The 13,096-nt window shown below is 49.0% G+C and carries 9 protein-coding genes; all 9 read right to left on the bottom strand.

What is annotated here, in order from left to right:
* Positions 1-33: 33 nt before the first annotated feature.
* The 9 genes from C510_RS0111120 to C510_RS0111080 all read right to left on the bottom strand — a co-directional run bounded on the left by C510_RS0111120 (position 34) and on the right by C510_RS0111080 (position 12,898).
* Positions 34-2,232 (bottom strand): S9 family peptidase, encoded by a 2,199-nt coding sequence (locus C510_RS0111120; protein WP_018711420.1) that lies wholly within the window; start codon positions 2,230-2,232, stop codon positions 34-36.
* 61 nt (positions 2,233-2,293) lie between these two features.
* The gene (locus C510_RS16475; protein WP_018711419.1) at positions 2,294-3,589 is read right to left on the bottom strand and encodes a carboxypeptidase regulatory-like domain-containing protein; all 1,296 of its coding nucleotides are present in this window, start codon (positions 3,587-3,589) and stop codon (positions 2,294-2,296) included.
* A gap of 99 nt (positions 3,590-3,688) precedes the next feature.
* Positions 3,689-4,951, bottom strand: coding sequence for an ABC transporter permease (locus C510_RS0111110; RefSeq protein WP_018711418.1), 1,263 nt, complete (start codon positions 4,949-4,951; stop codon positions 3,689-3,691).
* A gap of 12 nt (positions 4,952-4,963) precedes the next feature.
* On the bottom strand, positions 4,964-6,139 hold the full coding sequence (locus C510_RS0111105; RefSeq protein WP_018711417.1) for an ABC transporter permease: 1,176 nt from the start codon (positions 6,137-6,139) through the stop codon (positions 4,964-4,966).
* Between the two features lie 12 nt (positions 6,140-6,151).
* On the bottom strand, positions 6,152-7,138 hold the full coding sequence (locus C510_RS0111100) for an HlyD family secretion protein (RefSeq protein WP_018711416.1): 987 nt from the start codon (positions 7,136-7,138) through the stop codon (positions 6,152-6,154).
* 8 nt (positions 7,139-7,146) lie between these two features.
* A complete protein-coding gene (locus C510_RS0111095) occupies positions 7,147-8,622 on the bottom strand; it encodes a TolC family protein (protein ID WP_022340803.1) in 1,476 nt (491 codons plus the stop codon).
* Between the two features lie 104 nt (positions 8,623-8,726).
* Positions 8,727-10,103 (bottom strand): S41 family peptidase, encoded by a 1,377-nt coding sequence (locus C510_RS0111090; RefSeq protein WP_018711414.1) that lies wholly within the window; start codon positions 10,101-10,103, stop codon positions 8,727-8,729.
* A 144-nt stretch (positions 10,104-10,247) separates the two neighbouring features.
* Positions 10,248-11,120: a hypothetical protein gene (locus tag C510_RS0111085; protein ID WP_018711413.1), complete on the bottom strand. Its 873-nt coding sequence runs from the start codon at positions 11,118-11,120 to the stop codon at positions 10,248-10,250.
* Between the two features lie 71 nt (positions 11,121-11,191).
* Positions 11,192-12,898, bottom strand: coding sequence for a fimbrillin family protein (locus tag C510_RS0111080; RefSeq protein WP_169336143.1), 1,707 nt, complete (start codon positions 12,896-12,898; stop codon positions 11,192-11,194).
* Positions 12,899-13,096 lie beyond the last annotated feature (198 nt).

The raw sequence follows: 13,096 nt of genomic DNA, 5'->3' as shown, positions 1-13,096 counted from the left end.
TGTCCTTCTGCAGCTCCGTTAGAAAATAGTATATTAAAGATTCTCGAGGAAGAAGTTTGCCACCCGGTTCATCAGATGGTTACGGGTATTTCCTCCGAAAATGCTATGGTTCCGGTTGGTATATACCTGCATGTCGAACTGTTTGTTGGCCTGTACCAGTGCTTCGCTGTATTCTGCCGCGTTCTGATAATGTACATTGTCGTCGGCAGTTCCGTGGATAAGCAACAGTTTACCTTGCAGTTTCGAAGCGCGGCTGATGGCTGAGCCTGCGTTGTAGCCGTCACCGTTTTCTTTCGGAGTACGCATGAAGCGTTCGGTATAGACCGTATCGTAGAAACGCCAGTCGGATGGGGCGGCAATGGCTACACCGGCCTTGAAGGCACCGGAGCCGTCGCTCATGGACATCAGCGTATTGTATCCTCCGAAGCTCCATCCCCAGATGCCGATACGTGAGCCGTCAACGTAGGGCAGCGTACCCAGGTAACGGGCTGTTTCTACCTGGTCTTCCGATTCTTTCACTCCAAGGAAGAGGTACGTACATTTCTCGAAGGCTGCTCCACGACCGCCGGTACCGCGTCCGTCTACACAAACCATGATGTAGCCCTTGTCGCACATGTAGGCTTCGAACATACCTCCGTCGCCGAAGCTTCCGATTCCCCATTTGTCCAGTACCTGCTGTGAGCCCGGGCCACTGTATTGGTGCATGATGACCGGGTATTTCTTGTTCGGGTCGAAATTGGCGGGTTTCATCATCCAGCCGTTCAGTTCCACTCCTTGTGAAGTCTTGAAGGTGAAGAATTCCTTGGTCGGCATATTCAGGTGGGTAAGCTGGCTTTTCAGCTGCTTGTTGTCGAGCAAGGTAACCAGTTCACGGCCTTTGCTGTCGTTCAGCGTGATTTCGGTCGGAGTGTCTTTGCTGGAATAGGTATTGATGAAGTAAGCGAAGTTCTTGCTGAACAGGGCATTGTTGGTTCCTTCTTTGGTAGACAGTTTCGTTTTCTTGCCTTTGCTGTCTATCTTGTAGATGGCGGTACGCAGGGGACTGCCTTCGTTGCTGGCATAATAGGTGGTACCGTTTGCTTCGTCGTAACCCAGGAAATCGGTCACTTCGAAATTTCCTTTGGTAATCTGGCGCACCAGGTTACCGGCGATGGTATACAGGTACAGGTGGTTGTAGCCGTCGCGCTCGCTCATCAGTACGATGTGGTTCGGGTAGAAGGCAATGCTTCCGTATTCCTGTTCCTTGATGTACTGTTCGGCCTCGTCACGGATTGCTACCTTACAGGTGGCGCTGCGCGGATTGGCCAGATACAGGTCAAAGCGGTTCTGATGACGGTTCAGGGTCATGATGGCCAGTTTCTCCGGGTCGGAAGTAAACTTGATGCGCGGAATGTAGCCGTCCTTGTCGAGGGGAAGGTCCATCTGGCGGGTTACATGGCTCTTGATGTCGTAAGTATGTACCGTTACGGTCGAATTGGTCTCACCGGCCTTGGGGTATTTGTATTCGTATTTTCCCGGATAGGTCGCATAGTCTTCCTTGGCTGGTGCCATGCCTTTGTACCAGGGGAAAGAGAACATCGGTACCTGACTTTCGTCAAAACGGATGTAGGCTATCATCTTGCTGTCCGCACTGAAGTCGAAGGCGCGGTTGAAGCTGAACTCTTCTTCGTATACCCAGTCCGGAATACCGTTGAGTACTTTGTTGTATTCACCGTCTTTGGTTACCTGCGATTCGCTGTTTCCGAACAGCAGCTTTACCAGGAAGATGTTGTTGTTGCGTACGAAGGCAATCTGGTTGCCGTCCGGCGAGAACAGAGGTACCTGTTGCGGTCCGTTGTTCGACAGCGGTTCCAGCGTATTGTTCTTGACGTTATAGATGTAGTATACGGCTGTAAACGAATGGCGGTAAATCGGTTTGGTCTCGGTCTGAATCAGGATGAGTTTCTCATCCGGCGACAGGATGTAGTCATCGAATGTCTTGAAGTTACAGTCGCGGGCTTTCGTTACGTCGAAAATAGCCTCTACTTCTTTTCCGGTCTTGAAAGAGTATTTGACGATGCGTTTGTGGTCGCTGCTGATTTGGGTGTAGTGTTCCCCGTCCAGCATCGGCTTCAGTCCGTAGATGTTCTGTGCCCGGTAGGTTCCTTGGGCGACGTCTTGCAGCGTGACTTTTTGTGCCTGTATCCCCAGACTGAGGAAGAGCAATGTCAGAAGTGCAAATAAGCTTTTCATTGATTCTATCTTGTTTTAATTGGTTAGTTTTTCATGTCCTGCAAAGGTAAGAAAAAAGAGGCTATTCTGAAACCTTTTTCACCGGCGGTATCGTGTCGTTCCCCTGTGTTTGCCGGGTATCTGCCGGAGACTCCTTTCCGGGTGGCAGGACAGGATGTGTCAGGCTGTCTCCGGGAGCGGGAATTAGCTCCTGTTCCGGAACAGTACCCGGTATGCTGTCGGTGGAAGTTACGGGCTTTACGGTTTCCGCTTCTGTCGGTGAAAGGGTTTTCAGGCTGTCTGCCGGCATCGGCTTGATAGCCTCTTGTGGCTTGGAGGAAACCAGGGTATCTTGTGCCAGTGAGTCCTGTACCGGCTTCACCGGTTGGGCTACCGGTTTTTTGGGGGCCACTTTCTTGGGGGCTTCAGGTTCCTTCGGCTTGAACTGGATGGGAACCGAATATTTGCAGCGTACTTTGTTGCCGTTGTCTGCTTCGCCCGGAATCCATTTCGGCATGTTGCTGACCAGATTCAGTGAGAGCGTATCTAATTCGGCCTTGAAGCCGCGGGCGATGGTCGGGCTGGAGATGCTTCCGTCTTTTTCGACGATGAACTGGATGATGACGACTCCTTTCTCCTTCACTTGATTCTGTTGCGGAAGATTTTTCCGGACGTATTGCTGGAAGGCTTTCATGCCTCCTGGAAATTCCGGCATCTTCTCTACCGTTGTATAGACCTGATAGGTATTTTGAGGCTGCATGTAAATGGCTTTCTCAATTTCAGGATTAGTCAGAAAATATTGGATATTGAGTGTTTGGTTCTTCATTCCGTTGGCACGAATAACAATGGGATGGTTGTAATCGGCCTGGATGGTGAAATTTCCGGAAGCGTTGGTCTGGGTCCTGCGTCCGGTGCCTTGTATGCTGATTTGTGCCTTGGCCAAAGGATTTCCCGATTGGTCCTTGACGATTCCTTGTATGGGGAACAGTGTGTTGCTTTGTCGGAATGAAAGAATGTCTTGCTCGCCGTCTACTACCAGAATCGTATCCGAAGTAATGGTCTGAAGCTGGAAGGTATAGGCAGACCTTGAAGGATTTTCCGGGAAATAAAGGGAAGCGGAACGGCTGCTCTCTTCCGGACATTCGGCTTCGAAGTCGAATACTCCCTGTTCATTGCTGGTAAACTCGTCCTGTTCGCCCCAAATACGCAGAATCATTCCTTTCTGCGGCTGTTTGCCTGAGTTCTGGACTGTAATCTTGAAATGTTTTTTCGGAGCCGATTCCGGTTGCTGGGGAAAAGGAAGGGCCGCTGTAAGCTGTAAGCAGATGCAGCAGATGAATCCTAGTATACTGAGGATGTATTTCAAATTGAATGTCATAAAAATACCCGTAGTTTTACAAAGTTCGTTATAGTCTGCAAAACTACGAGTATTCCGGCTGATTCGATTCTTCCGGACTGTTAATAAAGGTAAATCGAATCAGGCTTTCTCTGTTTTCTTGAACAGAAGTCTTTTCTGTTTCAGTTGCTTGAGTTTATCGATGGCATGTCTGTGGCTCAGGAGAATCTGATACCGGTATACCAGACAGGTCGTGACAAAATAGATACCGGCCTGTAGCCATAAGGCATGGTATTCCGTCTGTACATCCCACAGGGTAGCTCCCATGTTGTTGATACGCACGAACCCGTTGATACCGAACGTAGAGGGGAAAATCCAGGAAAAGACTTTCCAGAAGGCCGGTATGCTTGCTCCCGGCCACGAAATGCCGGAAATGAACAGCAGCGGAAGCGAAGTGAACACATAAATCATCATGCACGATTCCCGGTGATGGATGAAGATGGAGCAGGTCATCGAGAAGAAGATGCAGGCCAGCAGGTATGGGAGGACGAATGCCAGCAACGTACCTGCCTGAGCAATCTGTACCAGGCTGAACATCTTCGGTACCGCACAGAGTATATAAGCCGAGATGATGGCGTATATCAGGAGGTAGGCGAGTGATTTTCCCAATACGATGCGCAGGGTGCCCTGGTAGTGGCGGCTTGCCGGTATCAGGTCGGCGTACCGGTTCTTTTCGCGGGCGGTACCTGCGGCCATGCCGATACCCAGAAGCAGGGTCTGCTGGATAATCAGTATCAGCACGGCAGGTATCAGGAAGCTGGCGAATCCATCCTGTGGGTTGAACAGGGAGACAGGCTCGTAAGTGATGGGGGCCGTACTGATTTCATCTTGTCTTTCGGTGGTGTTTCCTAACCGTACAATCTTGATTTGCCTGTTGATTTCCAGGGAGGCATTGGTGGCCGACATCAGCAAGGCCTTGTAGTAGAGCATACCGCTCATGTCGCAGAACAGGCTGACGTGTGCCTGTTTTCCGGCAGCCAGTTCCTTGCTGAAATCCTCCGGAATGTAGATGATACCGTATACTCTTCCTTCCTTCACCAGTTCTTTGGCTTCTTCCATGTCGGCACAATAGGACTGGATATGTACATCGGGGGTGGCATCTATCAACCGGAGGTATTTACGGCTGATGGATGATTTGCTGTGGTCTACTACGGCTGCAGGAACTTCGCGTACCACTTCATCGGTATAGATGAAAGCATAAAGCAAGGGGTAGAGCAGGGGAACCAGGATAAAGAATATCAGTACCCCCTGGTCCTTGAATACGTTCTTCAGTTCATGTGCGCAGATGTGGAAAAGACCGGCCAGACCCTGATTGATAATCGTTTTGAATGACTTTTCTTTCATGCGTATATCGGTTTACGGTAAATAGACATAGCTTGTCATGGCTGTCCGGAGTTTCTTCAGGACGAAGAAGGGGAGCAGCATGAAAAGCAGCAGGGCCACAACGGAATGCCATGCATAGACGATGGGATAGCCGTTGAGTGCCTGATTGACATACAAGAGGAAATAGTGTCGGAGCGGGAACAGGTTGCTCAGTGCCTGAAGGGTAGGATGCATGGCCATTACCGGGAAAGTGAATCCGGAAATGGAGAATGAAATCACTCCCCACAAGGAAGCGGCACTCATGGATAACCGCATGCTTCCGAACAGTCCGAACAGGAAAACCCCGAATGCCTGCGAGGCAAGTACCAGGAGCAGTCCCGCCAGTATCATCGGGAAGATGCCGCTGTTGCACGGGAAATGCATGAATCCGTACAGGTAGACGTTGTGGAAGGTCGCCATGATGAAGAACACGACCGTCTGCGGCAGCAGTTTTCCTACCAGCGCGGTTACGATGGAGCCGTCGGCCATCGACAGCAGGTCCTTGGCGGTATTTTCTTTGATTTCCGTTCCGATGGAGTAGCAGGTGGTCAGGAAGATCAGCAGCATCAGGATACCCGGGAATAAGGTATTACACAGGTATACCGAATAGTTCAGCCACGGGTTGTTCAAGGCATGGGTATCGATGACGATGGGTTGCAGGAATCCCATGGCCTGGTCTTCCGTAGCTCCCCGGGCATAGAGGTTCGCCCTGCCGATGGCACCTGCGGCCAGCTCGGACATGGTACGCTGGTCGCGGTAGAGTAACGACCCGGCTATCAGGTACGAGTAATTGACGTAAAACGAAACTTTGGGCTGGCGGCTGGCCAGGGCTTCTTCGGTGGTTCCTTCCGGTATATAGTAGAAGGAATAGATCTCGCCCCGCTGCATGGCTTCGCGCGCTTCGCTTACGCTGCTGTATTGCGCTATGATTTTGGTCTGTTGGAAAGCATCCAGGTTGCGGATAATGTTCCGTGTCGTTGAAGTGTTGTCAAGGTCCACTATTCCTGCAGGAAGGTCCGTAGGAAGTCCGTTCCCCATCAGCGTGGTGAAGAACAGGTAACAGAATACCGGTGCTATCACCATGCAGAACAGGTACATGGGTTTTACCGCTATACGGAATACTTCCCGTCTGGCTATCTGCAACAGACTGTTAAGGACAGATATTGACATGGTTCAACCGGTTTATTTTTCGATGATGACTGACATGCCCGGGCGCAGGTTGGCGATGGGCTGTACGGGCTTTGCTTTTACTTCGAATGTTTTCAAGTCATATTGACCCGTAGTCTTGGTGGCTTTCCAGGCTGCGTAGGTTCCCAAATCCTTCATGTAGGTAACTTTGAAGGTACCGGTCGTTTCGAGGGCAGGGATGTCTGCCTTGATTTCTCCGCCTACCGTGAAGTCTTTCAGTAGGTCCTCGCGTACGTTGAAGCTCACCCACATGTCATTCAGTTGGGCGATGTTCATGATGGGAGCTCCGGTTCCGACCAGTTCGCCTACCTTCGGGAAGATTTCACTCACTTCACCGTCGGCCGAGGCAATCAGGTAGGTCTCGTTGATGTAGGAAGAAACTTCCGCTACCGCGCCTTTGGCACGTTCTACCTGGGCGGCGGCCATTTCCTTGTCTTCCTTTTGGGCACCGTTCTTGGCCATGGTATATTGTGCGTTGGCTGCCCGTTCAGTGGCTTTCATGGCTTCGTATTGGGCTTTGGCTTCGTCGCGTTTCTGGGCAGACATGACCCCTTCTTCGTACAGACGGTTAACACGGTTGTACGATTTTTCGGCTATTTCCAGTCCGGCTTTGGCTTTCTGCCACATTTCATAGGCTGCCTGAAGCTGTTCGGAACGGGTACCGCGCAGGGCTTTTTCGTTCATGGCTTGTGCGGCTTGTTCGGCGGCCTGTGCCTGAGTCAGCTTGGCCATTACGTCCGGTGCTTCGAGTATGGCAAGGGTATCGCCGGCTTTTACCGGGTCGCCTTCACTCACAAAATATTTCAGGATACGTCCGGGCACTTTGCTGGAAACCCGGTATTCGGTGGCTTCTGCTTGCCCTTGGATGATTTCCGGACCTTTCCCCAGGGTAAAGAATCCGATTACACTTACGATAACGATTACTGCAAGCAGGGTAAAGAATGCCAGCAGAATGTTGTTGCGTTGAGATTTTTCAGCCATATCTGTTGTTATTTTAATGTTCCCATTGATTTGTTTAAGTAGATTTCACTCATTTTCAGGTCTATCTGGGCGTCTATTTTTCCGGATTGAGCCGATAGCCAGGCGGTTTGTGCTTCCAGTACGTTGCTGGTAGGAATGACTCCTTCCTTGAATCCCAGGTTGGCATAGCGCAGGTTCTCGTCTGCCTTTTCCATGTTCTTCTGGGCCATGGCCAGTTTCTTGGTCGCTTCGTTCACTTTGTAGGAGCTTTGGGTCACTTGCAGTTCCACCTTTTCCTTAACGTCTTCCAGTTGGTAGCGGGCGATGTTCGCTTCTGCCTTGGCGGCTTTTACCTTGTAAAGGCCTTCGCCCCAATGGAAGACCGGAATCTTCACCATGATTCCAGCGGCCCACATTCCCCGGAATTTGTTTTCGAACCCGTTGTAAAGAGAAGGGTTGGTGACGAGGTAGTTGGCCGTGAAGGCAACGGTCGGCAGGAATTCCGAACGTACTACATTGACCTTCTGTTGGTATATTTTCTGGGCCAGTTCCAGACTCTTCAGTTCTTCCCGGTTGGCCAACGCGGTGTTGACATTACTTTCGGTATAGGTGGAAGGAAGCGTCAGGTTATCCATGTTTTCATCGGTCAGCTGGATGTCGCTCTCCAATGGGAGGCCACAAAGCTGGCAGAGCAGCATTTTCGACAAGCTCAACCCGTTCTCTACCTGGGTGAGTGTCATTTCGGCCTCGTTCACCTTGACTTTTACGCTGAGTCCGTCGGCACGGGTGGCTACGCCTTCCTGAATCATCTTGTCTACATCGGCATCCAGTTTCTGTACGAGCGACAGGTAGCTTTCCGCCAGTTTCTTCTTGTTGGTCAGTGATACGACCTGCCAGTATGCCTGGTCGGTATTCAGGATGAGGTTCTGGGTTTCGGTAGCGTGCTGTGATTCGGCCAGTTGTTCGGCATAGCGGGTAATCTTGTTGTAGGCCATGATTTTGCCTCCCATGTAGAGGGGTTGGGTCAGTGTAGCCGCACCGGCATACATGTTCCGTGTATCGGTCCGGAAGGCGTCTACCACGCTTTGTCCCATAGCGTTCAGTGCCCCTTCGAAACTGGGGGCTACCTGGCCGAGAAGACCGGCTATCGGTTGCAGGGAGGCAGCCAGTCCTGGATTGGTCGCTGCGATTTGCTGGAAGGCCTGCTGAATCTGATTGCTGGCGGTGGTACCTATATTCCCGATGGTCTGTTTCTGTTCGTCACTGAGCAGGGAAATCTCTTTCTGGGTACGCATGTAAGTACCGGTCACGTCGATTTTGGGCAGATAGTTCGTAAATGCGGCCTTCTTTTGGTAGTGGGCAGCATTTATTTTTTCTTGGGCGATACGTAGCTCCTTGTTGTTTTCAAGGGCCAGTACTCGGCAACTGTCCAGGGTCAGAACCCGCTGGGCGTGTACTCCCAGAGTCAGCCCAGTCAATAAGATAATACTTAAAAATCTTTTCATTACCAATTCAGACTTATTTGTTTGGTTGCTTATGCAACAATGCAAATGTATGACTTTGTAACAAATAAGCCAAGTAAATTGTTGAAAAAGATTGTCAATGCAACTTATTTTTTTGCTGTATGGGGCTTTGACGCAATGGAGTTGTAAAGGATGCGTATGTTTTTGCCTGAGTTTCCACGCGATTTCTGCAGGGTTTCTTCTCCTTCTTCCGGCAATACCGGGAAGCTTCCTGTCTGGATATGGGTGAATACGGGCTGTATCAGCGCGTCTTCGGCAGATGCGAATTCTCCCAGGGTGCCGGACATGTCTTCGGCCTGTTCATAGTCGGGTGTCAGTCCGTTGTCGAAATAGTCCTTGAATCCTTCCGAATTGCTCAGGTAGATGGTCGTCAGCCAGAATTCCAGTTGCGGAGCCTGCTCATCGGTGAAAAGCTGTTGCCCGATGTTCTTTCCGAATGTGGCGGTTCCTACCTGTATCAGCCGTTCTTTCAGATACGGTTTCAGGCAGTTGATGATGACTTCCGAAGCGGATGCGGTGTTCGAAGTCGTTAAAATATACAGGTTGGTGTAATTCAAGGCAGTTCCACCGGGAATGAGTGCAGGGTCTACCTTCAGTACTTCCTCCTGGTTCAACTTGTCGTTATAGGTCATTTTCACGAAGGGCTGTCCCTGTGCACTTTGTGGAGCCAGCATCGAGCCCAGTTTTTGAGCCATGTTCAAGTAGCCGCCCGGGTTGTAGCGCAAGTCAAGAATGATGTCCGACGGATTGGCCGAGGCTATGTCGGTAAACCATTGGTTAAGGGCTTCTTCATCCTGGTCGCCGAATTCGTTATACAGCAGGTAAGCCACTTTTTTCCCTCCGATTTCGAGCATCTTTTGTGAAAGCAGGTTATGTTCCTCGATGTAGCGTGGTGCAGGCATCTGTACTGTCTGCGGAATGGTATCGAATTCTTCACCGTTATAATTCCCCAATGTAAAGGTATAGGCCTGGGTCGGATTGGAGATGTATTTGGTGTAATCGGTCGATTTCATTTTCTTGTTGTCGGCCGAGATAATCCAGTCGCCCCGATGGATGCCGGCTTCTTCGGCAGGGGAATCCGGTTGGATATAAAGTACGCGGATGGCATACGCTCCCGAAGGAACCTGGACCATCGCTCCTTCGATACCGAACGTAGGAGTTTCACTCGTCGCGCGTGAGGTGGTGAAGACAGAATCCACGTGTGAGAAAGTTACTCCGTTTTTCTGGTCTTGCGAGGATACAACAGATTTCAGGAAATCCTGTGGCTTATTGAAAAAGTTCAGGTCTTCTTCACTGGGCAGATCTTCGTAGAAAAGGTAATATTGTTGCATCACTTCATACATCCAGGTCTTGGGTTGAATCAGTGCATAATATTCTACTGATCGGTCCTGAAAGCACGAGGTCAGTAACGTTCCCCATAAAAAGAGCAGGCTAGCAGTCCAGTAAGAAAATTTTTTCAGCATAAGTTGGTTGTTTGTTTTCCAGCGGCAAAGATAATATAAAAAATGGAATATCGTCGAAGGATAATCTGGGGTTTAGGTTTTTATAGGTTTTGAAAACAGAAACAGCCCGTCGGTGTGGCGGGCTGTATTCTTTGGAGACAATTTTTATTGTAAAGAGAAAGCATTTTGTCCAATCATATTTCCATCAGCGAACAAGTATACGTGGTAGGTTCCGGCAGGTAGGAATTCTTCTACATCCCAATATACGGTAACTTGTTGTTCCTCACCGGTATATTCGATGTATTTCTTGATGGAGTAGCCGATGTTGCGGTCTTCGTAGGCAAAGGTGTTGGCACTGCTCTTCGTCAGGATTTCGTTGTCCGGTTTGGCAATGCGGACATAGATTGTCTTATTCCCTGTCGTGGCGGTAATGTTCTTCACGATGGTGAATGAAATAGCCAGTTTTTTGACATCTTTCACTTTTTTAGCCTTTTTGCCTCGTTTGTTGGTCGGAAGCACAGAAATGTTGGTCGCATCCAGCTGAGCGGCTAAGGTCACCTTTTCATTCAGGCTTTTCTTTTCGGCAGAAAGGTTGCTGATCTGTGCGGTGGCTTGCGAATATTTGTTCTTCACTTCCACGTTTTCTTTGGTCAGTGCTTCATTGATTTTGTTCAGTGAGTCAATTTGCATTACATAGCTTCTCAATACGGCACGTACCGTACGCAGCTCTTTCTTCAAACGCATGATTTCGGCCGCGTTTGTAGTCTTTACCTGACGCAGTTCTTCCAGCAGGCGTTGGGTCTTCAGCTTTTCGCTTTCCAGTTTTTCTTTCAACGAATCGTTGTTGATCTGCACCTGCAGTTCATCGTACTGGGTAGCGAAAGTACTGTATTCATTTTCCATTTCCTGTTTTTCTACAGCAAACAGTTCACTCATTTCTTTGTTTTTGCGTGACTCGTTGAAAGCCAGGAAGCCTACAACCGCAATCACAACCACCAAAACAGCAATGATTATTACCAGTTTCTTGTTCTTATCCATAAATTTTGTCCATTTTGGGGGCAAAAATACAATAAATTATGGAGTCTGTATGTTTATTTCAGAAAAATAGTTCAATAACCGTATGTATTTAATGTGACAGTCTGGTCTGTGGTTCGTATCCAGGGTTGCAGCGCTTGTCCGTTCGATAAAATCCATTGGTTCAACACTGTTTCTATTGCTGTACCGTCTGTGCATTGATAGTTCTCTTCCTGGTAAGGAATGAATTCTTTGGAATAATCGTTGTCAAATGACAAATTTATGCTTGAAGGATAGTAGCAATGCTCGGCAATGTATGGGCTGCCGTATGTATGGATGACATTACCGGATATTTTGGAGCATAGCACATTTGTCAGCCTACAGTCGGTATCCACTACGTAACTGATGGCAGCGCATTTTTTGCGGTTGGTGCTTTTTAAGGAAGATATGTGGCAGTTCGTTATTTCACTTTGGTTTTTATAGGTGATTCCACCGGTTCCTATATAATTCCCTGATATGGTGATGGAGGTTGCGGTACAATTCTGGATTGTTCCAAAGTTTATAAAGCAAATTCCTCCTGCATTCATGTCTTCGTATGAACTTTCCGAGTGGGTGGTGAAATTGTGGAGCAGGCAATTGTCGATGACTCCACTGTTGTAACCGGCTATCCCTCCTATCCGGATTGATTCTGAATCGGTGATATGGATGAATAAATCCTCGATAACCAGGTTGCTGACTTTTCCCTTTTTACCGATATATCCGAATATGGCAAAATACGCTTGACCGGATTTTCCGGTAAGATTCAGTCCTTTTATAACATGGTAGTTTCCCTCGAAGGTATCGTTGAAAGGAGAATTTTTATAGTAGTCTTTCCAACCGATTTCCATGACTTCCTCGGAAGTCTCTTCGGTGAATGTCAGGTCTTTGAGCAGATAATAGATGGTTTCTCCATCTATGGTTTCACCGAATTCTTCCAACGAACGTCCCTCGTATTCGTAACCGTTGATCAGATGGGTAAAAGCGATGTAGTCTTCTACGCTGTCGATTCCCACGCCGGGTTGCCGGCTGTTTATGGGGTGGAGGTATGCTACCCCCGGTGTGTATACCTGTTCCGGAAGTTCATATACATATTCTTTCCCTGAACAGGTAATCTTCAGCGATAAGGACAATGGAATTCCGGAAGGGACAATCAATGAATAGATTCCTTCCGGATTTACTTCTCGGGTCAGACTCAGGTTCCCGGTGTTTTCTTCTGCCGTTACAGATGCTTCCATTGCATGGATGAATGAAACGAGATGAGAGGGGGTGATGGTAAGCTTTTGTATGCGATGGTTGAAGGAGTGGGCGATACGGAACGTGATTTTAGAAAAGAGATGTCCGAAAGTCAGGTTGATGTTACCGGACTGGCTGCTCTGTGAGGCAAACAGGATGTCGGCTAATTCTCCTGCGTCATTGTAGAGTTTTTGAGACTCGAAGACATCGGCGGGGTAATACGCCTTGATTTCGGCGGAGGGGGAAGCATTCGTCCACACAAGCGGCTCCTTGCTTTCCCAGTGCTGACCGGTCCAGGTTAGTGGGATTCCGGACGCGCTTAATGCTCCTTCACTGTAAAAGGAAATGATACTGGAGGCAGGAAATGTTTCATCGGTACTGGCACGTACAGGTGTGGTTTCATGGAAGGCGCTGATGTTGTTTCCGGAAATGTGGACGTAGGGTGCGTTCTCTATAGCTGTTTCTTCTTTGCATCCGGGTGTCAGGGATAGCAGTAACAGAGTGATAGACAGGATACTGAATCTTTTCATAAGTGCAATTTTATTATATAGAACGCAGGCTCCTTGCAAATTTCCCGGGAAGAAGGTTTTTTCTGGATGAAAAAAGATGCCGTTCATGAATTGTGTTTCTCCCCTGTCGAAGGTAAAGCGGTCTGAGTATTCCTAGGTGTTATGTCCGGCTTGATATAAAAATCGCTGCCCTGCCTTCACAGGCAGAGCAGCGCAAGC

This window comes from Phocaeicola barnesiae DSM 18169 = JCM 13652 (genome assembly GCF_000374585.1).
GTDB classification, from domain to species: Bacteria; Bacteroidota; Bacteroidia; order Bacteroidales; family Bacteroidaceae; genus Phocaeicola; species Phocaeicola barnesiae.
Note: the sequence above shows the minus strand (reverse complement) of the source record. Positions and strands in the feature narration are given on the sequence as shown.